This is a genomic window from Spirosoma fluviale (assembly GCF_900230225.1).
GTDB lineage: Bacteria > Bacteroidota > Bacteroidia > Cytophagales > Spirosomataceae > Spirosoma > Spirosoma fluviale.
This window is the reverse complement of the sequence record NZ_OCNH01000002.1, coordinates 37,567-59,232: the sequence shown is the minus strand read 5'-3', so window position 1 is coordinate 59,232 and position 21,666 is coordinate 37,567. Positions and strand designations below refer to the sequence as shown.

The following is a 21,666-nucleotide window of genomic DNA, read 5'->3' as shown; positions in this document are numbered from 1 at the left end:
AAAACAGATCTGTTTTTATGAAAACAATTCGATTGAGGGTTGGAATCGCCCTTTTGTTCACTAGCCTGATGGCAACTACGATTGCAACGGCCCAGGTTACAACGCCAATAATCCCTACAGCCCCAGCATCATCACCGGTAGTTGGAGCTATCAAGGATTCGGCGATTACACCGGGCACAGCGGCAACGACAGTTCAGGATGACGCAAACGGAGCGACGGCCCACCTGGACAATGCCGTGGCTGCGCTTGGCAAAGGCGATAAAGCAACCACAGCGAAAGAACTCGAAACGGGAATTTCTGCCCTGGAAGCCGAAGCGCAGCAAAAGCCAACTTCGTTTAAAGACAAACTGCTGGCTCAGGCTACTAAATTAAAAGCCCTGCTTCCGCTCATTCCAACCGGCGCGTTAGGCAACGGTGTTTTAGGCAAAGCAGTTAGTTTAGCCAAGTTAGCCTCCGGCGGCAATCAACTCGAAGGAATTATGGCGGCAGGCTCTTTACTTGGGAAAGGTAGCCAGCTAACCGGCGGTCTATCAAACATCGGGGGTGCCTTATCCGCATTGGGAGGCAGCAGTGCCACAACCGGCCAGTCGCTAATTTCGACAGCTATGGCATCGGTTGGCAAGCTTAATCAGGGTGGGTTAGTCGCTAAAGCGGCCGAACCAGCGGCTAAAAGCCAGATCAGTAGCGTACTTAACTTTGTAAAAGGAGCCTTATAAAAAGATGTATGATGTATGATATATGATGTTGGTCGAAAACACTCCTCATATATCACACATCATACATCATACATCTTTCTCGTATGACACTAGATATCATTACTCCCGACCGTAAAGTCTTCTCCGGCGAAGCTACGGCGGTTACGTTTCCGGGCAGCGAAGGTCAATTTCAGGTTTTGAATAACCACGCACCCCTGGTGAGCACGCTGGATAAAGGTCAGGTTGTTGTACAGACGGCCTCGGGGCAGCAAACCTTTACCGTTGACGGTGGCGTAGTTGAAGTACTTCAAAACAGAGTACTGGTGCTTGCCGAAGCCATAGTTGCCTAGAGAATTTACTCTTTTTGACATAAAAGCGATTCACTTACCCTAAGTGGACCGCTTTTTTTATTGCCACTTCATCATTTGCTTATTTCTTTGTTACCGACTTCAGGTACCACCATGACCAAAAAACCGTTTATCGTCGGCATTACCGGCGGCAGTGCTTCGGGCAAAACGTCTTTTTTAAAAGGAGTTCTCAGTGCGTTTACGGATGAACAGATCTGTTTGATTTCGCAGGACAATTACTACCTGAGCCGAGACCTGATTCCGGTAGACGATCAGGGAATTCATAACTTCGACCTGCCTGAAACGATCAATCACCATCTCTACGCACAACACATCGGTCTATTGCGCAATGGCGAGCTGGTTACGCAGAAAGAATATACGTTCAACAACCCGAACATTATTCCGAAGATGCTGACCTTCCACCCTGCCCCGATCATTGTGGTCGAAGGTATTTTCGTCTTCCATTTCCGTGAACTGGCCGACCAGATGGATCTAAAAATCTTCATCGACGCCAAAAACAGTATTAAACTCGAACGACGGGTCAAACGAGACGCCGAAGAACGCGGCTACGACCTTGATGATGTCATGTATCGCTGGAAATACCACGTAAAGCCCACATACAGGCAGTTTATCAAACCCTACCGCGCCGAAGCTGACATTGTTATCCCTAACAACAATCATTACCAGAAGGGGTTGGATGTAGTAATCGAGTTTTTAAAAACGAAGGTATAACGTTAACGTATCGCGGTTCTTTAGCCCGCGTAGCCGACAGGCTTAAAAAATCGTTTCATTGTCAAATTAGCCTTCGGCTACGCGGACTAAAGAACCGCGATACGTTAACGTTATACCTCAATCACTACGCCATCACTTTCCGGGTAGCCGGTACAAGTCAGCATCCAGCCTTCGCTCAGGTCGCGTTCGGTCAAGACGTCGTTGATGGTCATGTGGACACTTCCCGATGTGCAGCGGGCCACGCAGGTGGAACAGCGACCACCCCGGCAACTGTAAGGCAAATGAATACCCTCATCCAGAGCGGCCTGTAGAATGGATTTGTAGGCTGGCACCTGAATCTCAACCTCACGGGGTTCTCCCTCCCGTCGCCCGATACGTAGCAGTATCGTCCGATCCTGTGCCAGGGCGGGCGGGGGCGTTAAAACAACCGGTTTGATAACGAAATCTTCCCGCCGAATCTGATCGGGGCGAAAGCCGCTGAAAACAATCGTAAACTGAGCCATCCGCATGTAATCCCCCGGCCCGCAGATATAAAACTGAAGCGTTTTTGGGTCTGAGGTACCGACCAGTTCGGGCAATAGTCGTTCGAGCATGACGTTGTTGAGCCGCCCGCGCAGACCGTTCCAGTCATCGGATGGATTACTGAGCAGATAGATCAGCCGAAAGCGGTCGGGATATTGCTTTTGTAACTCATCCAGCTCCGTTCGGAAAATAATGGCCCGCTCGCTGGGACTGCTGTAGAGCAGAGTGATCCGTCGGTTCGGCTCTGCCCGTAAAACCTCTTTGATTATCGAGAACAAAGGCGTTATGCCGCTCCCCGCGCCCAACAGCGCCAAATCACCCGGCGCGGTAGAATCAACGATAAACCGCCCGGCCGGGTACAGGCTTTTCAGCTCATCGCCAACGCGGAGTGTATTGAGCAGATAGCGCGAAATTGCCCCATTTTCTACCCGTTTGATGGTCAGGCGAAGAGGCTCATGGGCGGCCGAACTCAGCGAATACGACCGGCGAACTTCGTGCCCGCCGTGCTGTAGAATCAACGTCAGAAACTGCCCGGCCCGGTGCGGAACGGGCCGTCCATCTACCGGCTCAAGAAAATAGCTTTTGGTATCTGACGTCTCTGAATAAATACGGATGATCCGGAGTTTGAGAAAATCGTCGGTCATGAACAGGTCTTCTTTATCCCAAAACTAATCAAATACCTCTCGTTGTTTGAAAGCCCGGTTGATTTACTGAAATTCGCCCCGGCTACAAATAGTTTGTCGTTATGCGGCTAACGCACACCGTCCACCAGGCTGTAGCAGCATCGACAGAATCTACGGGTGGATTGGCTGATAACGTGACATTTTGCCCTCATTCCTTGTTTAGTTTAAAACCGCTTGTAAAACCATCAATGGAAGCACTCCTGGAAGAAGTTCAACGCGTCGGGTACGTAAACAAACCTGTTGCGGAAGACATAGATTTAGTCGCCGAAATTAACCGGCTCAAGAAAGAAAAGAATGCGGTTATTCTGGCCCATTATTACGTCGATGGCGCTATTCAGGATATAGCCGATTACATTGGCGACAGTCTTGGCCTCTCCCAGCAGGCAGCCGCCACCCCCGCCGACATGATTGTGTTCTGTGGCGTTCATTTCATGGGTGAAACAGCTAAGATCTTATCGCCGGAGAAAAAAGTCGTTATCCCCGACCTCAACGCGGGCTGCTCCCTCGCCGACTCCGCTCCCGCCGATAAGTTTGCAGCGTTCAAAGCGCAGTACCCCGACCACATCGTGCTGTCGTATATCAACTGCTCGGCCGAGATCAAGGCGTTGTCCGACATTATCGTTACCTCGTCAAATGCGCTGAAAATTGTCGAGAGTTTACCCAAAGACCAGAAAATCATCTTCGCACCCGATGCCAACCTCGGCCGTTTCGTCTCGAAGAAAACCGGGCGCGACATGGTGCTGTGGGATGGAGCCTGTATCGTTCACATCGACATTTCGCTGGAGAAACTGCATAAGCTGCGGGTAGACTATCCCGAAGCGAAGTTCATTGCCCACCCCGAATGTCAGGAGCATATCCTGAGCGAAGCTGATTTCGTAGGCTCCACAACGGCCTTGCTGAAATACGTGGTCGACAGCCCGGAGCAAACGTTTATCGTGGGTACGGAAGCGGGTATTCTGCACAAGATGAAGCAGGCGGTACCGCACAAGAAAATCATACCGGCTCCGGCCACTCAGAACAATACCTGCGCGTGTTCGGAGTGTCCGTACATGAAAATGAATACGATGGAGAAGGTCTATAACGCCATGCTCTACGAACAGCCGGAAATCATTGTGCCGGAGGTTGTGCGGTTAAAAGCGTATGAGTCGGTGGCGCGGATGCTGGAGTTGAGTAAGTAAACGAAGGGTATTAAACCAAAGACTATGAACTGGCGCGACTACATCACATCCGACCCAACGATCATGTTTGGTAAGCCTGTTATCAAGGGTACACGTGTACCCGTTGATCTGGTTTTAGAGAAGCTTGGTAACGGCGAGACAATAGAACAACTACTGAAATCTTATCCACGTGTTACACAAGAAGCATTGTATGCATGCTTGCTATTTGCGTCAGAAACAGTAAAAAATGAGGTTGTCTATGCCCAAGCCGGATGACTACTCGTTTGTAGCTGATGAAAATTTTGATTTTGCCGTTGTTAAACAATTACGAGCGAAAGGTTTTTCAGTTCTTGCTATAGCAGAATCGTTCTCTAGTATACCGGACCCTCAAGTTTTACAAATCGCTGTAGACCGGCAGTCTATTCTGTTGACTGAAGACAAAGATTTCGGTGAACTTGTCCACCGACTTCGTATGGCTCACTGCGGTATATTGCTGGTTAGACTACTAAAAATGGATAGTGCCGAAAAGTCCGAACGGGTAATTGATGTTATCATGAGCCAGGGAAACGAGCTTGTCAACAGTTTCTCTGTACTTAGTAATGAACAACTACGCATCAGACCCGCCAAATAAAAATACCAATGCCCCATCAATTCGATTTCTTAGTTATTGGCTCCGGTATTGCGGGCCTGAGTTACGCCACCAAGCTGGCCATGCACTTCGAAAACCTGCAACAGGATGTCCGCATCGGCGTCATCACGAAAGTGCAGGCCGACGAAACCAACACCAAATATGCCCAGGGCGGCATTGCGGCCGTGTGGTCGGAGGATGATTCGTTCGAGAAACACATTGAAGACACGATGGTAGCGGGCGACTTCCTGAGCGACCGGCACATTGTCGAAATTGTGGTAAACGAAGGGCCGGGGCGCATTCAGGAGTTGATCAGCTACGGTACCCGCTTCGACAAGGAGCACGGCGGTACAGAGTACGACCTTGCCAAAGAAGGCGGCCACTCCGACTACCGGATTCTTCACTTCAAAGACATTACCGGAGCTGAAATCGAACGGGCTTTACTCGAAAAAGCGAATTCGCTGAAGTCGATCGAGATTTTTACCCATTTCTACGCCGTTGAACTCATCACCCGCCACCAGCTCGGTGAAACCGTTCATCGGTACGATTCGGATAATAAATGCTTCGGTGCTTATGTCCTGAATACCCAGACGGGCCAGGTTGAGGTGTTCCTGGCCAAAACGACCCTGCTGGCTACCGGCGGCATCGGCAACATCTACCAGAACACCACCAATCCCAATATTGCCACCGGCGATGGCATCGCGATGGCCTACCGCGCCAAGGGAATCGGGAAGGATATGGAATTTATCCAGTTTCACCCCACGGCCCTCTACGAACCGGGCAAAAAACCAAATTTCCTCATTTCCGAAGCCGTTCGGGGCTTTGGCGGGATTTTGCGAACCCGGAAAGGCGAGACGTTTATGGAGAACTACGACCCGCGCCTGTCCCTCGCCCCGCGCGATATTGTGGCCCGCGCCATCGACTCTGAAATGAAAAAAGCCGGTGACCCGCACGTGTACCTCGACGTAACCCACTGCGATTACGAGAAGTTTATCGAGCATTTCCCGAACATCACGGCTTACTGCCGCGACCACCTGGCGCTGGACTTACGGAAAGATTACATCCCGGTCGTTCCTGCGCAGCATTACCTCTGCGGAGGAATCCGGGTTAACGAATGGGGCCAGACCAATATTCAATTCCTGTATGCCGTTGGCGAATGTTCGTGTACAGGCCTGCACGGTGCTAACCGACTGGCCTCCAACTCCCTGCTCGAAGCCGTTGTGTTTGGGCATCGGGCGTACGAAAAAACCGTCGAACTCCTCGACCAGGCCGCTATCCCCGACAACATCCCCGACTGGAACGACGCGGGCACGACCCACCCCGAAGAACTGGTGCTGGTGACGGAAATGAAGAAAGAGTTGGAGTCGATCATGTCGAACTACGTAGGCATCGTCCGTTCCAACCGGCGTTTGAAACGGGCCATGGACCGGCTCGAACTAATCTACCTGGAGCACGAAGAACTTTATCGTCAATCCAAAGTATCCGTCCCCATCTGCGAACTCCGGAACATGATCGAAGTGGCGTACCTGGTCATAAAAATGGCGATGGCCCGGCGCGAAAACAGCGGACTGCATTTTAATCTGGATAATGTGAAGTAGGGTCTGGGCCAAGCTCCGGCTTGGCCATTTCTAATCCCGAATTCACTTTAATTATATCTATGGCCAAGCCGGAGCTTGGCCCAGACTTTACTTCACCCGTTCCAGCAATTCATCGCGGTAGGAAGCGCCAAGGGGAATCAGGGCTTTGCCGATGGTGAGTTGGTGCCGCTCTATTTTCTCGATGCGATCGAGGGCAACGATATAGGATTTATGAACGCGCATGAACTGATCGGCGGGGAGCAGTTCGATGGCTTCTGTAATGGTCATGCGCGTGAGGGCTTTCTTACCCGTTTCCTGAAACGTCAGGTAGTTACCTTCCGATTCAACGTACTGCAATTCCTCCAGATTGATTCGCACCCAGTCGTAGCCGTCCTTGACGAAAACAAAGGGCGACTTTTTCGAATCGCCCGACAGGCGTTCATAGGCTTTGTTGGCCGCCTGCATAAACCGCCCGAATGCGATGGGTTTCAGCAGATAATCCAGCGCACTTAGTTCAAAACCCTGCAAGGCATACTCCGGATAGGCCGTTGTAAACACCACCAGCGACTTGTTGCCAACCACCTGTGCAAAGTCCAGCCCTGTCAGATCAGGCATGTTGATGTCCAGAAAGATCAGGTCGATGGGCTCGGTTTTCAGGAAAGTTAACGCTTCGAAAGCATTCACGAAGGTGCGTTTGAGTTCAAGGAACGGCACTTTACCGGCGTGCGCTTTTATAATATCGAGCGCAATCGGTTCGTCGTCGATGGCGATGCAGCGGAGGTTTAGCGGCATAGGTTACTGATTCGTATTTTCGATGTCGTTGCCGGTACCCTTAAAAAGCTGTCGGGCGAGAGCGGGAATAATAATGATGTTTATAACGATAAACAGGGACGTTGATGGTGCCTGCCCATAGTGCTTAGCCAACACCATCAGGCCAATCAATAAAGCCTGCGCCCCCAGAAGTCCGGCGGTTTTCCAACGTGTTTTAGGACCAAAAGTAAGATTACCGAGTTTAGCTTTCATTTCGTATGTAGGGTGAAGTACAATCATTAAATCGACAAAAAATACGTTAGATTGAATAATCTTAGGACGTTGACCACTGGTAAGCAAAGGACAGATTAACTAAACAGCCTGAGCGTTTGGCAAAATCCGGTCCAAAAGTCGATAACAGACGACACAAACTACCGCGCATCCTACCAGTAAGGCCACATAATACACATCACTCCCCATCCACTCGCGGGTCGTATTTTCGCTCATATTCAACCCTTCATCACTTAAAAATGTGAGCGAGCTAAGGCCATTGTTCACAAAGTGCAAAAACATGCAGAGCGTGAGCGAACGGGTACGGTAGTACAACCAGCCAAAGGCAATACCAATGAAAGCCGCATTCAGGGCTTGGGCTGGAATGAAATGGATGAAACCAAAAATCAGCGCCGACCAGATAATGGCTTTGGTCGGGCGATAGTTTTTTAGAAACCCATCCAGAATAATTCCCCGAAACAGGATCTCCTCCAGAATGGGCGCAGCAATGACGGCTGATAGAATAACATTTTTGGTAAACGTTTTTCGTATAAGTTCCTCCACGGCATCGGGCATTGGAATAGCACTTACGATGGGCTCAGCCAGAACCCCCATCGCTATCAGCCCGACCGCCGAAACCAGATAAGCCGGAATGGGAACCGACGCAAAAGACAAAGCACGGCTACCCCGCTGCCGAAAGGCATACCAGATGGTGAGCATCATACCAAGGGCATAAGCCAGCGTTTGGCCGATGGTATCCAGAAAGGGCAACCCGTAGCTATCGGCAGCGGCTTTCAAGCCAATCATCGGTATGGCAGCGGGTATCTGCGCCAGAATAAATACACCTACTAAGACCCAAATTTGCGAGAGGACAGGATACGCATTTTTAGGCGGGGTAACGGGCGGAACACCTTCTTCGAATGAATTAGCAATACTGGTTGTCATGGTCGTGTAAGAGCTTATGTAAGTGATGAACCAAAATAAGTTACGTTTACTGCTTTATCAAATAGACTCACTTAAAAACTCCGTGAATCTCCGTGCCTTCCCGGCGAATCTGCTTCGACGGTTCCATCTGTGTAATAAACCCTACAAGCGAATCTCCAAATCAATCAAAAAAGCACCACCTTCCTCACTAACCGTTAGCGTGTGCCGATCCGGATAGGCCAGCGTAAGCCGCTGACGAACGTTAGTGAGCCCCAGGCCAGTGCCTTTTTCCATATCCGTGCGGCCCAGTACACTATTTTCGGTGGTGAGGTGAAGCGTTCCATCCTGTACCCGCAGACGGATGTGTACGAAGCACGGGAATTGCATGCTGATGCCATATTTGAACGCATTTTCAATGAGTGGATTCAGCAGCAGCGGCACAATCCGGGCGGGCTTCTCATCCCAGTCGATGGTTACCTTAATGTCGATATTATCCTGATTCGGGAGCCGGATACGTTGGAGTTCGACAAAGTCATCGATGAAGCGAAGCTCGCGCTGAATGTCCGTCGTTTGCAGACGGGATTCTTCCATCACATAACGCACAATACCCGATAGCTGCTGAATACTTTCGGCCGTTCGGGGGCTGTCTTCCAGTATGGCCGTACCGTAAATGTTGTTGAGCGAATTGAACAGGAAGTGCGGGTTGACCTGTGCTTTCAGCGCATCGAGTTCGGCCTGGGTACGCTGCTGGATGAGGGTGAGTTGCAGCTTACGGCTTTTTCTAAAGTCGACAATAAACCCGTAAATAACCATGCATATCAACAAAAGCGACGTTAATGCGGAGGCAAACATTTCGTTATAAGCTCCGGCATTTTTCTTTTGCTCCAGATTATACGTGTCAAATACCTTAGCTAATCCATCCGTGCTAACATTCCAGATTAGAAGGAGACAAATAATATACAGTACGGTATAGGCCAACTTATTGTTTTTGAAGACATGCCGATGAAACAGGGAATAGTAGGCATGAGAAAGTCCCCACAGTACCCCGACAGATAAAATTAGAGCAAAGGCGACACCCACAAGAGCTACAATAAATGAAGTAGGCTCCTTTCTACCAGATTCTGTATATCCGTCCTTAAAACCCTGCATGAAGTCCCCGAAGTCTGTAAACAGGAACAAAACAAGCGTGCAAGCAACAATAACGAGCCAGATTCCCCACGTTTCCCAAAAACGAATAAGCCGGGGTGAAATCCGCTGCTGTGGAGCGAAGGGCATAGTCTGATGGGGTACTTTTTCCAAGGTAGTTTCCATTTGCTTTGTCAAAGTTATAGGATACGAATGGCTTCCGGTGCCAGTGCGGCCAACAAGACCAGAACATGCACCGCTACACCATACCAGAAACCGTATTTCATGCGGATGTAGCCGAAGTAAAACCCATTGAGTAAGCTGCACAGCAGGAACACGGGCAGTAACAGTACCTCCGCATCTTTTAAGGTACCCACATCGTCGATGATTTTCATGAAGCCGTAAACTACACCAACACTATAAAAAATCCAGCGGAAGTTAGCTTGCCAGAACCGCTCAATACGAGCGAAGACAGCCGGACGTTTCAGGTAATGATTCAGGCCATACACGACGGCTGCCCACGGAAGCATAGTCCAAAACAGCGCAAACTCATTGCTCATTCCCTTTAAGCTATGGTAATAGTAACCAAGCGGAATCCATAACGCGAGCGCCAGCAGGTTTCGGAGCCGGTTTGGCGTAAGCCGAAGTATAGACCGAAATATCGCTTCTTCAAGGGTAACAGCAATCAGTAAAGCTATTAACAAGATACCTGCCGAGGAGCTATATCGGTCCAGAAGCGGCTTAAAAACGACCTCTCCCGCTGTAAAAAGCGCCAGTAGCATGTTTCCGATGGAAATCAACAAGATTCCCAGCACCAATGGATAGCCCGCTAAAAAATGTCGGGTTGTCATCGTCAGTTGGTTGCCGGGCTGTTCGGCCAGTGGCTGGCTGTATTGCGGCCGACGAACATAGTTTCGAAAATCGGCAAAGGTTGTTTGTAGCGTTTCCATGACACTAATGAACGAGTAAGGGTTTAGAGTAAGTAAGGGTTAGTACTGCGCCAGGCTATCCGACTCCACGACTGGCATCACGGCTTGGCGGGGCAACGGCTTGGGCTGAGGCAACGGGGTGTTTATCAGCGGTTGATACGGATTACCTCCCGGCTCTTGGTCTACAGTTGCTACCCCGTGCGGTATTTTCTCTGACCGATCTGGTTGCCCCGGCATAGCTTGGTCCGGCAACGTGCTGTCAGCATACATCACAGATTGCGGCCGACTGGTTGGACGTACGGGCTCAACTGACTGGCTGGTACAGGCCGTGAACGTAATTGCGGCAAACAGGAGGGCGAAGGCGTTGTGAGTCGTTTTCATGATTGTAGGAATTAATGACTTCTGTTGAGCTTTGGTTTTAGTGTCTGGCGACATCTGCGCCGTTTCGATGAATCAAAACAAGCACATGGCTTCCGCCCCCTGAAATCAGTGTGACGAAGTCCCCGGACTTTGGGAGGAAATGGGCAAAGTTTGGGATTGAACCGAACTTCGTTTTAGCCATCTATTGCTTTTCACCGAAATAAGTACCTTTGACTAATCGCAGCCTGAAATGGAATTAGTACACCCCCCTAACACCAGTCCGAAAGGTGGTGCCGCCTTATTTCGATGGATTCTGGAACAACGGAAACTCGAAGGAAGCAAGCCCCGGGAGCTTACCGAAGGGCAAAAAGCCGCCATCGCCAAATTGAAAAAACGTAATGCAGAGCGAGGAACAACAGTTATTAAAGATTGTTGCGTACCAGCAATTAACTCTTTGGGCCGATGACCCTGATAAACAATAGTTATAGTACAGGCATTGCTCAACCCATTCACACATGAATCAGCAAGACATTATCGACTTCATAAAACAGAGCGACAACCCCAAAATCAAATACGGGTTTACCGATATTGATGGGGTACTTCGTGGCAAGATCATTCACCGCCAGAAATTCCTCGATGGCCTGTCCGATGGCTTCGGCTTTTGTGATGTTGTATGGGGATGGGATGTGTCCGATACGCCCTACGATAACGGCCAAACGACGGGCTGGCATTCCGGCTATCCCGACGCACCCGTTCGCATTGACCTGGCCACGTTTCGGCAGTTGCCCTGGGAAGACAACATTCCGTTTTTTCTGGCCGATTTCACGCCCGCACCCGACAAACAGCTTACCCACTACGCCCTGGCAGCCTGTCCGCGCAGTTTACTCAAACGCATTGCCGGGCAGTGTCAGGACATGGGTTTCCATGCTGAATATGCGCAGGAGTTCGAGTGGTTCAACTTCCGAGAAACCCCAAAGAGCTTACAGGAAAAGACTTTTCAGAACCTGGAGCCGCTAACGCCGGGCATGTTTGGCTACTCCATTCTGCGTCCCTCCCTCGAAAGTGCGTTTTACCACGACCTTTTCGACTTACTGGCCCGGTTCGACATTCCGCTGGAAGGCCTGCATACCGAAACGGGGCCGGGCGTCTATGAAGCCGCCATCATGCACGACGACGTTCTGCGGGCTGCCGATAAAGCGGCTCTGTTCAAGACGTCGGTGAAGGAAATTGCGTACCGGCATGGGCTTGTGGCGACGTTCATGGCGAAATGGAATGCCGACTTGCCGGGTTGCAGCGGGCATATTCACCAAAGCCTTTGGAATCCGGACAAGACAGCAAACCTGTTTCATGACGCCACCCAGCCCGACAACATGAGCGAGCTGATGCGCCAGTTCATAGCCGGGCAGTTGTATTGCCTGCCACACATTACGCCCATGTTTGCGCCAACCATCAACAGCTACAAACGGCTGGTCGAAGGGGCCTGGGCACCTACTACCGTCACCTGGTCGGTGGATAACCGGACCACGGCGCTTCGGGTACTGAACCACAAAGAAGCCTATACTCGGGTGGAGCATCGGGTGTCGGGTTCGGACACCAACCCGTATCTAGCCATAGCGGCTGCACTTGCCTCGGGCCTCTACGGCATCCGGCACAAACTGTCGCTCGACATACCGGCCTCCGTCGGGAACGGGTATACCGACAAACGAAACGGGATCTTACCCTCAAATTTAGCCGAAGCTACCCGTGCAATGGCCCATTCGCCCGTAGCGGCTGAACTGTTTGGCGCAGAGTTTGTTGACCATTTTACCCGCACCCGCGACTGGGAATGGCGACAGTACCTCCGTCAGGTCAGCGATTGGGAGTTAAAACGATATTTTGAAATTATTTAACGTGTAGAGACGCAATACCTTGCGTCTTTGTTAATAGGCAATATTTTCCTATGCGTCAGCCAAACCATCCGGGCTAGCCAGACGCAAGGTATTGCGTCTCTACACACATACACAAATGCGTCTTGTTGATTACTCATCGATTATAAAAAAAGCCTGGGCCAACTTCGACGGCTCTGTCCAGATTGATACTATTCAGGATATTAGTGCCCGCGTTTCCACCAATCACGTTTTTAAAGTAACCTTCGAGGATGGTGATCACATCATCGCCAAGTTGTCTTATTTCGGTAAATACGAACAGTTTCTGGAAGATCACCAGATTATTCACGCGCTGGCGAATAACCTGCTTTACCCATTTGAGAATGTGCTGGCCAAATCGCTGGTGCGTGACGGACAAGTGTATACGTACCGTCATCGGGATGGCTTTCTCGATGCCTGGGTCGTGTTTTACAACCCCATTCGCATTCAGCTGAAGTTACCTCGTCGGCTGGAGGATCACCATATTCAACTCCTTGGCCGCGAGATTGCCCGGTTTCATAAGGCCTGCTCGCGGGTGAGTCCGGTACTGCCCAAATCGAGCAAAACCCTGCGCTCCGATACTTGGGATTTACTCGATCTGCTGGAAACAGAGACCGGGCAGTTTGAACACCGGATGCACATCGACGAATTGAAACGACAGTGCGAATTATTCCTGGCAAACCGCCAGAAACTGGTGGCCGGTACCGTCGAGACAATGCCCGTTTTCGTAGACTGGAACATCGGCAATTTTTCGGTTACCAATGACCTGGAGCTTTATTCGCGCTGGGATTACGACTGGTTCCGAATTAGTTACCGGGTCATGGATTTCTATTTTTTCAGCCGGGTAGTGTCTAACGCCGGCGACCGGACGGTCTTTAGTTATGTGATCGGTCCCTTGATGGAAGACCGTTTTTTACTATTTTTAAAAGAATATCACCGCGTTTTCCCACTAACCGAAAACGAAATTCGTTTCTTACCCGAAGCTTACCGGTTTTTCATACTCAACTACGTCATAAAATACGGTCGTTATTTTTTCCACCGTACCTACGCCATCAAACTCCAGCAGGAGGCTTACGACATTTATTTCCCGTCGATTGATACCTTCGACGCGGACAAAATTCTGAAGGCGTTGGGTATTTAACCGCCCTGGCGGTCTGAGTAAACGTGACCGACGCAAACGACCTGGTCGTATTGTTTGAGGCTGTCCGGCTAGGGAATCAAGAGGCTTTCCGGCACCTGTATGAACGAACCAAAACCCGGGTTTTCAACCTGGCGCTTGGCTATGTCCGAAACCGCGAAGATGCCGAAGAAATTACGCAGGATGTCTATATCGAGTTGTTTCGGTCGGCTGGGAACTTCAAAGGCGATGCCAGCGGCACAACCTGGCTCTATCGCATTGCCGTCAATAAATCGCTGGATTTCCTCAAACACCAGAAACGGCAAAAACGCTTTGCCTTCCTGACGAGTTTATTCGATGCGCAAACGGGCGAGACGCTCCACCAGCCCACCGATTTTTCGCACCCCGGCAGTACGCTGGAAAACAAAGAACAGGCAACCATGCTGTTCAGGGCCATCGACACGCTTTCGGAGAAACAGAAAACCGCGTATATGCTCACCAAAGTAGAAGGCCTGAGCAACATCGAAACAGCCGCGATTATGACCATCAGCGTGGGTGCAGTAGAATCGCTTTTACAACGGGCTAATGATAACCTTAAAAAACAATTGGCTAGCTTCTACAAAACCTTGTACAACCCGTAGGAATCGCTCATACATATCGTCTAACACGCTATGGACTCTAAGCAAGACAAATGGATAAAGGATATACTGGACAGTGTAAATGACATTCAGCGGACCGATCCGAACCCGTTTCTATTCGCTAAAATTCGTGATCGGCTGCATTCAGCCCCACAACCAGTCTATCTATCGCCCCGAACGGTGTGGCTGTCTGTTGCGTCTTTTACATTACTGACGCTGCTAAATGTGCAGCTATCAACGCAGTGGTCAGCCGCAACAAATAAAGAGACAAGCACGTTGAATACGGTAATTAGTGATATGCAGCTTTACCCGGCAACGACTCAATTTTACGACGCATGGAGCGAACAAAACTACTGACCCTTGCCGTCGTCGGCTTACTTCTCCTCAACCTGCTGACCATCGGCTTTCTGTTTCTTAAGCCCGACCATCCGCAACAGCCTGAACAGGGTCCGGGAAGACCCGGTGCAGAAAGCCCCGCAGCCGTAATTATTGAGCGGCTTCATATGGACGCTAACCAACAGGCACAATATCGCCAACTGGTTCAGGTGCATCAGGCCCAAACGCGTACGCTAAACCAGAAAACGGCTCAGCTGTATCGCACGTATTACGGACTGCTGGAAGCCCCAACTTACGATGCTCAACAGGCAAATGTGCTGAGTGAGCAAATCGCCGATAATCAACGGGCGATAGCTCAATTGAACTTCGATCACTTCAACCAGATCAAATCCCTTTGCCGTCCCGATCAACAGACAGATTTCAAGCGACTGGTTAGCGATCTGGCCCGATTGTTTGGTCGACAGCAACGCCCACAACGCCCCGGTATGGACGGGCCACCACCGGGACCACCCCAAGATTTACCACCCCGCCCGTAGGAGCCGATGTGCTTATAGCGTCTAAGTACGGTATAAACACATTTCTTATGAACCGAGCACAAATAGTTGCGACACAAAGCGGCCTTGCCCTACTAGCTTCTTTTCTGATTTTTATAGCCTGTCAGAAAAGTGACGACGCTGTCTCGCCAACCACCACAACCACGGGAACGATCAGTTCAACCGTCACCAGCGTAGGTACGGATGTGCCGGATGTCTACAAAAAGATTTACGGCGCTACCGACATTTACGTTGAAGGCACAAACATCGTCATCAAAACGAAAGGCCGCCCCGACCATAAAAGCCCGTATTACAAAGGCACCCAGTGGGAAAGCACACTCTACGAAGCATACAACGGAACGAACACGAAATTCAACGTCAATCCAAATACGATTAACGAGGTAAACTATACATTCAAAATACCGATGAACCCGACTGTCGATGCGGCCCATGCCGAGACACCGCTGGGAGCCATTGGCGTTTCGCTCAACGGCGTTTCTTTTTTCAATCAATATGCCGCACAACGAGCGGTATTGACCAACGAAATCAACGGTTTCGATCAGCACAATGGTCACCCGCAGCAACAAGGGCAATATCACTACCATATCGAGCCAACTTACCTCACAAAAGTTAAAGGCAAAGACGCACTACTGGGCTTTCTTCTGGACGGTTTCCCGGTCTACGGCCCACTGGAGAACGGTAAAACGATCACGAATGCCGATCTGGATAAATACCACGGCCACACAGCCGCAACAGCCGATTACCCCAACGGCATCTACCACTATCACATCACCGCCGAAGACCCTTACCTCAATGGCAGCGGATATTATGGCAAAGCCGGTACAGTTACTCAGTAAGCTCTGGTTAATAGCCTTTTTATTACCTGTGTTCTTCAGTTGCACGCAAACGGCATCGACCGGCACCATTCCCCTCAAGTATGTATCAACCGATCAGCCGGGCTGGCAAAAACGAGAGGGTAAGCTGTGGATGCATGACACGCTCTTTAGCGGCTGGTATTACGAGCTTAGCCCCACTGGCGATACCGCTTTTGTGGGTGCTTACGATCAGGGGAGAGCAGAAGGCCCTCACCGGCACTGGTATTCGAATCATCAGCTAAAGGAAATCCGTCAATATAAAAAAGGCTGGCAGGAAGGCGAGCAACGTGGCTGGTACGAATCCGGCAAGCCAGCCTTCGTTTATGAGTTCAAAAATGATGTGTATGAAGGCCGTCGGCAGGAATGGTACGCGAACGGGCAACCGGCGCAGGACGGCCATTACCACGACGGTCGTGAAAGTGGAGCACAACGGATGTGGTACGCGGATGGTAGCCTAAAAGTAAATTATGTAGCCAGAAATGGCCGAAACTATGGATTCACCGGGGTTAAAAACTGCGTCAATGTCTGGGATTCGATCTCTCTTTCGCATTAGTCTACTAGTCATTTGGGTAGTAAGTCTAGTGGCTTGTCATAAACAGGAATCGACGGACGATACACAAACGCCTTCAAGCGACGATGTTCCGTACTACAATACGCCGGATTTTACACCCGTTTGGCTGACGAACTCCAGTGATGTGGAGAAACAGATTACGCACCGCATTGCCAACTTTCGTTTTCGTGACCAGACAAATACAATTATCACCCAGCAAGCCATTACGAACAAAATTCACGTCGCTACTTTCTTTTTTACCTCTTGCCCAACTATTTGCCCCAAAATGACCAGCCTGCTCAGGGCGGTGCAGGATACCTTCCGGCATGAGCCAGCCGTAACACTGCTTTCCTTCAGCGTTACCCCCTGGCTCGACTCGGTGCCACGACTTCGTAAATACGCTACCGAAAAAGGAGTTATTGCCGATAAATGGCACCTGCTCACCGGTAGTCGGAATGACATATACAGCCTGGCACGACGGTCTTATTTTGCCGAAGAAGCCATCGGATTCACCAAAGACTCTACTGAGTTTTTACATACCGAACACATTATTCTGGTTGACCGGAACCGGCGAATCCGAGGGGTTTATAACGGGACGCTGCCACTGGATATTGACAAACTGATTACAGATATTAAATTGTTATTACAGGAAATCTGATAAAAAATTCGGGCTACATCGTACTTTTACTAATAATCTATTGCCCGCAACGCCAACGTGTTTTTATTGATTGATGAACGAGCCGGACGTTGCGATTCATTTTTTCGTGTGCCCTCATGCAGACTACCGATTTCAAAACCGTAGCAGAAAAATATAAAGTTATTTTCTTCGATGCCTTTGGCGTATTGAAAAACTCGGAGGGGTTACTGCCCGGTATCGAACATACGTTCAACTGGCTCCGGGAGACGGGCAAAGAGTTTTACGTACTCACCAACGATGCCTCCCGCGGCCCCCACGAGCTGGCTGAGTCCTATTACAAACAAGGCTTTTACGCCATACAACCCGAACGCATTATCTCGTCCGGTATGCTCGCCCGCGAATACCTGGATCTCAAAGTACACAATGGCACCGTTGCTTATTTAGGGACCGAGAAGTCAGCCCATTATCTGGAAACGACAGGCCTAAAAACACTGCCCATCAGTCAGGTTGACCTGAAAGATGTGTCGGATATCAATGCCCTCGTTTTGCTCGATGATGAAGGCTTCGACTGGAATACCGACCTAACAAAAACGGTCAACCTGCTCAGAAAGCGAAACATTCCGGTTATTGTGGCCAACACCGATACAACTTATCCGGTGTCAAAAACCCGTATCGCCATTGCCATTGGAGCCGTGGCCAAAATGATCGAAACTATCGTTGGGAAACAGTTTATCCGGTTCGGGAAGCCCGACGCCCAACTGTTTATGTTTGCCTACGAAAGACTGAAGGATGTGGATAATATCAGTAAACGGGATATCCTGATGGTGGGCGACACACTCCGAACAGATATATTGGGGGGCAATAAATTTGGGCTGGATACGGCCCTGGTATTGACCGGAAACACCCAGCCACAGGATGCCGAGGTATTAATTCGCAGTACAGGCATCATCCCTACCTATATCTGCAAGTCGGTCATCATTCGGTAAAGTGCCCGCCATTTACCACTTAACAAGCTTTTTTTGAAGCAGATAGCCAGCTCAACGGCCTATATACGAACGATTCATGCGCTAAAAAATTGTTTGATAATACAAAGGTAAATACGTTTCTTTGCGCAGTTTTTTAACTCGAACAGACTACTAAAATGTCGGACATTGCACAGAAAGTAAAGAATATCATTGTTGAAAAATTAGGCGTTGAAGAGTCAGAAGTGACGCCAGAGGCAAGCTTCACCAACGATTTAGGGGCCGATTCGCTCGACACAGTTGAGCTGATCATGGAATTTGAAAAAGAATTCAACCTGCCTATTCCTGATGACGAAGCTGAGAAAATCTCTACGGTTGGCCTAGCCATCGAATACCTGGAGAAGAACATCGGTAAATAAGTCGTAGTAAGAGTAAGCAAACGTCATAACGAATACCTCGGTACCTGTCCAATTAAACGAATTGGAACTGGTACTGGGTGTTGAAGCCAACGCCAACAAATACGGTATCGGCGTTGTTTTTCTTTTTTCATTTCGTAGTAAACCCGTATGACAATCAAGCGAGTAGTAGTGACCGGCCTCGGTGCCTTAACACCGATCGGCAATGATGTAGCCTCTTACTGGAACAGCTTAACCGCCGGTGTAAGCGGGGCCGGTCCCATTACAAAGTTTGACGCCAGCAAATTTCGCACCCGCTTTGCCTGCGAATTGAAAGGCGTAGATGTTACCCAGTTCATTCCCCGGCAGGAAGCCCGTAAAATGGACGCGTTTACCCATTATGCGCTCATTGCCACCGATGAAGCCGTGCGTGATTCAGGACTAAATCTTGACACAATCGACAAGAATAAGGTTGGCGTGATCTGGGGGTCCGGCATTGGTGGTCTCAAATCATTCGAGGATGAGATGATTGACTACGCCAAAGGCGACGGCACGCCCCGAATCAACCCGTTCTTTATTGTCCGCATGATCGCAGACAGTGCGTCGGGACAGATTTCGATGCGATATGGCTTCCGGGGAACGAACTACGTAACCGTCTCGGCCTGTGCCTCAACAAACAATGCTATTATTGATGCTTTTAACTACATTCGGTTGGGCAGACTTAACCTGTGTGTAGTAGGTGGTTCAGAAGCGGCAGTTACCCGGGCCGGTATCGGCGGATTCAACGCCAACCGGGCGCTGTCTGAACGTAACGATTCGCCCCAGACGGCCTCACGTCCTTATGATAAGGATCGGGATGGTTTTGTACTGGGCGAAGGAGCTGGCTCGCTCATTCTGGAAGAATATGAGCATGCGCAGTCTCGTGGTGCTAAAATATATGCAGAGTTAATTGGCGGGGGTATGTCGTCTGATGCGTATCACATCACCGCCCCCCACCCCGATGGTTTAGGTGCTTTCCTGGGCATGCAGGATGCGCTGGCCGACGCGGGAATTGACCCAACAGAAATCGATTACATTAACACGCACGGTACCTCAACGCCCATTGGCGATCCTCAGGAATTAAAAGCCATTTATCAGTTGTTCGGTGAGCATTCGTTTAAGTTGAATATTAGTTCAACGAAGTCGATGACCGGGCATTTACTGGGTGCCGCCGGAGCCGTTGAAGCTATTGCGTGTATTAAAGCGCTGGAACATCAGCTTGTTCCTCCTACGATTAATCACTTCACCGACGATGACGAAATTGATTCCCGCTTCAACCTAACGTTCAACACCGCACAGGAGCGTTCTATGACAACTGTGATGAGTAATGCGTTTGGATTTGGTGGGCACAATGCCATCGTTATCTTCCGTAAACTTAGCTGAGTCGTGCAAATCGCTCTGCCCCGTAGTTTATTCAATCCTCTCGACTGGTTCAAGCGTGGCAGCGCTGATCCGCGCAAAAACCTGCGCCGGTCAATCGCCCATATCATAGGCGCACGGCCATCAAACCTTGGGCTGTATCAGTTGGCCTTACGCCATACATCGGCTTCCAAGGCAACAGCCATTGAGGGGTTTCGGGAATCGAACGAACGGCTGGAGTATCTGGGCGATGCTGTGCTGGGTATGGTTATTGCTGAGTTTCTGTTTAAGAAATACCCGTATAAAGACGAAGGCTTCCTAACGGAAATCCGCTCACGGATTGTGAACCGGGAAACCCTAAATGGAATTGCCCGCAAAATTGGCCTCGATCAGCTTATTGAGTATGACGGCAGCCGGACCCGTAGCTTGCCCGCCCGTACATCCATGTATGGCGATGCGCTCGAAGCGCTGGTAGGTGCGGTCTATCTGGACAAAGGATTCCGATTTTCGCGCGGGTTTATTCTTAAAGACCTGCTGGCCCATTATGATATTGAATCCGTTGTTCAGAACAATGGTAATTACAAGAGTCGTTTAATTGAGTGGGCTCAGCGGGAAGGTAAAGAAATCCGCTTTGAGATCGTTTCCGAAAAAGGAAACAGCCACTTCCGCGAGTTTATTTCGCAGGTCGTCATTGACGATGAGCCGTTTGCCACAGGAAGCGGCTACAGCAAGAAAAAAGCCGAACAGGCCGCTGCCGAAAAAGCCTTTGAAATGCTTACTAACAAATAAGATTAGTCTTCTACAAGCTTCGGCTATAAACAGTCTTTACTAAAAATAGCCACTCTGACTGAGTGGCTATTTTTATTGCTTATATCCGCCATTTTGGCGCAATTAACCCCTTTTCCTTACTATATGAATGACAAAATTGCCGAAAACCAGCCGTTTTGGTCTATGGCATAAAGTTTGAAAAATACCTGTCAGAACCTATTAACTAATTCTCAACTTAAAATCTTAATTAGTCATGAATCCGTTAATGCGCACGAACAACCACTTACCCCTGTTGGTCGAGGATTTCGCATCGGCGTTTCGATTCGGCCGCGACATGAACGACTTGTTTAACACGAATGGCGCTGGCGTAGCAAGCGTTCCTGCCGTAAACGTGGTCGAACACCAGGATGGGTTCCGGATCGAAGTAGCCGCACCGGGCCTTAAGAAAGAAGACTTCAAGCTCAACCTGAATCATAACAACCTAACGATTTCAGGTTCTCAAGAGACCCATAAAGAAGAGCACGACAAAAACAACGAACGGTATACGCGCCGGGAATTTAGCTATTCATCTTTCCAACGGACGTTTACACTGCCTACCTCAGTAGATGCCGACAACATTCAGGCGTCTTACACAGATGGTGTGTTGAAAATAGGCATCCCTAAGCGAGAGGAAGCCAAAGTTAAACCACCCCGGCAGATTGAGATTGGCGGTTAATTAGGTAGATTAACCGTAATTTCGAAAAGCCCGTGAGTACATAGCCCACGGGCTTTTCGTCAATCAAAAAGCGCCTTAACAAACTGCTGTTAAATTTTGTTAAGGACGCACAAGACCCGGATTTTTCGGAAGCTTCTTT

Annotated in this window: 28 protein-coding genes; 21 read left to right on the top strand and 7 right to left on the bottom strand. The window is 49.7% G+C overall.

Features of this window, described 5'->3' with window-relative positions:
- The first annotated feature begins 17 nt into the window (after window positions 1–17).
- The 3 genes from CRO74_RS11145 (at window position 18) to udk (ending at window position 1,774) form a co-directional block, all read left to right on the top strand.
- Complete coding sequence (locus tag CRO74_RS11145) at window positions 18–716, top strand: hypothetical protein (protein WP_097126150.1); 699 nt, start codon at window positions 18–20, stop codon at window positions 714–716.
- Between the two features lie 83 nt (window positions 717–799).
- Window positions 800–1,045 (top strand): ATP synthase F1 subunit epsilon, encoded by a 246-nt coding sequence (atpC, locus tag CRO74_RS11140; RefSeq protein WP_012929599.1) that lies wholly within the window; start codon window positions 800–802, stop codon window positions 1,043–1,045.
- A 111-nt stretch (window positions 1,046–1,156) separates the two neighbouring features.
- Entirely contained in the window at window positions 1,157–1,774 is a 618-nt protein-coding gene (udk, locus tag CRO74_RS11135; RefSeq protein WP_097126149.1) for a uridine kinase, read from the top strand.
- A gap of 110 nt (window positions 1,775–1,884) precedes the next feature.
- Here the strand turns inward: udk and CRO74_RS11130 are convergent, their stop codons facing one another.
- Complete coding sequence (locus tag CRO74_RS11130) at window positions 1,885–2,940, bottom strand: ferredoxin--NADP reductase (protein WP_097126148.1); 1,056 nt, start codon at window positions 2,938–2,940, stop codon at window positions 1,885–1,887.
- Between the two features lie 227 nt (window positions 2,941–3,167).
- Between CRO74_RS11130 and nadA the strand changes: the two genes are divergently transcribed.
- From nadA to nadB, 4 genes are read left to right on the top strand one after another with little or no spacing between them, the layout of a single operon-like run.
- The gene (nadA, locus tag CRO74_RS11125) at window positions 3,168–4,157 is read left to right on the top strand and encodes a quinolinate synthase NadA (RefSeq protein ID WP_097126147.1); all 990 of its coding nucleotides are present in this window, start codon (window positions 3,168–3,170) and stop codon (window positions 4,155–4,157) included.
- A gap of 24 nt (window positions 4,158–4,181) precedes the next feature.
- Window positions 4,182–4,412 carry a DUF433 domain-containing protein gene (locus tag CRO74_RS11120; RefSeq protein WP_097126146.1) on the top strand — a complete coding sequence of 77 codons (231 nt, stop codon included), beginning with the start codon at window positions 4,182–4,184 and terminating at the stop codon, window positions 4,410–4,412.
- Entirely contained in the window at window positions 4,396–4,767 is a 372-nt protein-coding gene (locus tag CRO74_RS11115) for a DUF5615 family PIN-like protein (RefSeq protein ID WP_097126145.1), read from the top strand. The genes CRO74_RS11120 and CRO74_RS11115 overlap by 17 nt, the downstream gene beginning before the upstream one ends.
- Before the next feature lie 8 nt (window positions 4,768–4,775).
- Window positions 4,776–6,362, top strand: coding sequence for an L-aspartate oxidase (nadB, locus tag CRO74_RS11110; RefSeq protein WP_097126144.1), 1,587 nt, complete (start codon window positions 4,776–4,778; stop codon window positions 6,360–6,362).
- An 87-nt stretch (window positions 6,363–6,449) separates the two neighbouring features.
- On the opposite strand, the gene CRO74_RS11105 is transcribed toward nadB, so the two are convergent.
- From CRO74_RS11105 to CRO74_RS11080, 6 genes are all read right to left on the bottom strand, one after another.
- Window positions 6,450–7,133 carry a LytR/AlgR family response regulator transcription factor gene (locus CRO74_RS11105; RefSeq protein ID WP_097126143.1) on the bottom strand — a complete coding sequence of 228 codons (684 nt, stop codon included), beginning with the start codon at window positions 7,131–7,133 and terminating at the stop codon, window positions 6,450–6,452.
- Window positions 7,134–7,136: 3 nt separating this feature from the next.
- Window positions 7,137–7,364 carry a hypothetical protein gene (locus CRO74_RS11100; protein WP_144035900.1) on the bottom strand — a complete coding sequence of 76 codons (228 nt, stop codon included), beginning with the start codon at window positions 7,362–7,364 and terminating at the stop codon, window positions 7,137–7,139.
- 99 nt (window positions 7,365–7,463) lie between these two features.
- Window positions 7,464–8,306 (bottom strand): CPBP family intramembrane glutamic endopeptidase, encoded by an 843-nt coding sequence (locus CRO74_RS11095; RefSeq protein ID WP_097126141.1) that lies wholly within the window; start codon window positions 8,304–8,306, stop codon window positions 7,464–7,466.
- 141 nt (window positions 8,307–8,447) lie between these two features.
- Window positions 8,448–9,596, bottom strand: coding sequence for a sensor histidine kinase (locus tag CRO74_RS11090; RefSeq protein WP_097126140.1), 1,149 nt, complete (start codon window positions 9,594–9,596; stop codon window positions 8,448–8,450).
- 14 nt (window positions 9,597–9,610) lie between these two features.
- Window positions 9,611–10,360, bottom strand: coding sequence for a CPBP family glutamic-type intramembrane protease (locus tag CRO74_RS11085; protein ID WP_097126139.1), 750 nt, complete (start codon window positions 10,358–10,360; stop codon window positions 9,611–9,613).
- Between the two features lie 39 nt (window positions 10,361–10,399).
- Window positions 10,400–10,720: a hypothetical protein gene (locus tag CRO74_RS11080; protein WP_144035899.1), complete on the bottom strand. Its 321-nt coding sequence runs from the start codon at window positions 10,718–10,720 to the stop codon at window positions 10,400–10,402.
- Window positions 10,721–10,949: 229 nt separating this feature from the next.
- Here CRO74_RS11080 and CRO74_RS31280 point away from each other — a divergent pair, with 229 nt between their 5' ends.
- The 14 genes from CRO74_RS31280 to CRO74_RS11015 all read left to right on the top strand — a co-directional run bounded on the left by CRO74_RS31280 (window position 10,950) and on the right by CRO74_RS11015 (window position 21,527).
- On the top strand, window positions 10,950–11,165 hold the full coding sequence (locus tag CRO74_RS31280) for a hypothetical protein (RefSeq protein WP_144035898.1): 216 nt from the start codon (window positions 10,950–10,952) through the stop codon (window positions 11,163–11,165).
- A gap of 49 nt (window positions 11,166–11,214) precedes the next feature.
- Complete coding sequence (locus CRO74_RS11075; RefSeq protein ID WP_097126137.1) at window positions 11,215–12,588, top strand: glutamine synthetase family protein; 1,374 nt, start codon at window positions 11,215–11,217, stop codon at window positions 12,586–12,588.
- Window positions 12,589–12,703: 115 nt separating this feature from the next.
- Window positions 12,704–13,744 carry an aminoglycoside phosphotransferase/kinase family protein gene (locus CRO74_RS11070; RefSeq protein ID WP_097126136.1) on the top strand — a complete coding sequence of 347 codons (1,041 nt, stop codon included), beginning with the start codon at window positions 12,704–12,706 and terminating at the stop codon, window positions 13,742–13,744.
- A gap of 23 nt (window positions 13,745–13,767) precedes the next feature.
- Window positions 13,768–14,361, top strand: coding sequence for an RNA polymerase sigma factor (locus CRO74_RS11065; RefSeq protein WP_097126135.1), 594 nt, complete (start codon window positions 13,768–13,770; stop codon window positions 14,359–14,361).
- 30 nt (window positions 14,362–14,391) lie between these two features.
- Window positions 14,392–14,715 (top strand): hypothetical protein, encoded by a 324-nt coding sequence (locus CRO74_RS11060; protein WP_097126134.1) that lies wholly within the window; start codon window positions 14,392–14,394, stop codon window positions 14,713–14,715.
- Complete coding sequence (locus CRO74_RS11055; protein WP_097126133.1) at window positions 14,694–15,230, top strand: Spy/CpxP family protein refolding chaperone; 537 nt, start codon at window positions 14,694–14,696, stop codon at window positions 15,228–15,230. Before CRO74_RS11060 ends, CRO74_RS11055 begins: the two co-directional genes overlap by 22 nt.
- Window positions 15,231–15,277: 47 nt before the next feature.
- Window positions 15,278–16,084, top strand: a complete 807-nt coding sequence (locus CRO74_RS11050; protein ID WP_097126132.1) for a YHYH protein — start codon at window positions 15,278–15,280, stop codon at window positions 16,082–16,084.
- Window positions 16,041–16,655 (top strand): toxin-antitoxin system YwqK family antitoxin, encoded by a 615-nt coding sequence (locus CRO74_RS11045; protein ID WP_245877822.1) that lies wholly within the window; start codon window positions 16,041–16,043, stop codon window positions 16,653–16,655. Before CRO74_RS11050 ends, CRO74_RS11045 begins: the two co-directional genes overlap by 44 nt.
- Before the next feature lie 28 nt (window positions 16,656–16,683).
- Window positions 16,684–17,310: an SCO family protein gene (locus tag CRO74_RS11040; RefSeq protein WP_245877821.1), complete on the top strand. Its 627-nt coding sequence runs from the start codon at window positions 16,684–16,686 to the stop codon at window positions 17,308–17,310.
- 116 nt (window positions 17,311–17,426) lie between these two features.
- Window positions 17,427–18,275 carry a TIGR01459 family HAD-type hydrolase gene (locus tag CRO74_RS11035; RefSeq protein ID WP_097127071.1) on the top strand — a complete coding sequence of 283 codons (849 nt, stop codon included), beginning with the start codon at window positions 17,427–17,429 and terminating at the stop codon, window positions 18,273–18,275.
- Between the two features lie 155 nt (window positions 18,276–18,430).
- Window positions 18,431–18,670: an acyl carrier protein gene (locus CRO74_RS11030; protein WP_012929621.1), complete on the top strand. Its 240-nt coding sequence runs from the start codon at window positions 18,431–18,433 to the stop codon at window positions 18,668–18,670.
- Window positions 18,671–18,817: 147 nt separating this feature from the next.
- Window positions 18,818–20,068: a beta-ketoacyl-ACP synthase II gene (fabF, locus tag CRO74_RS11025; RefSeq protein ID WP_097126130.1), complete on the top strand. Its 1,251-nt coding sequence runs from the start codon at window positions 18,818–18,820 to the stop codon at window positions 20,066–20,068.
- 3 nt (window positions 20,069–20,071) lie between these two features.
- Window positions 20,072–20,833, top strand: a complete 762-nt coding sequence (rnc, locus tag CRO74_RS11020) for a ribonuclease III (protein ID WP_097126129.1) — start codon at window positions 20,072–20,074, stop codon at window positions 20,831–20,833.
- Between the two features lie 232 nt (window positions 20,834–21,065).
- Entirely contained in the window at window positions 21,066–21,527 is a 462-nt protein-coding gene (locus tag CRO74_RS11015) for an Hsp20/alpha crystallin family protein (protein ID WP_097126128.1), read from the top strand.
- Window positions 21,528–21,666: the final 139 nt, after the last annotated feature.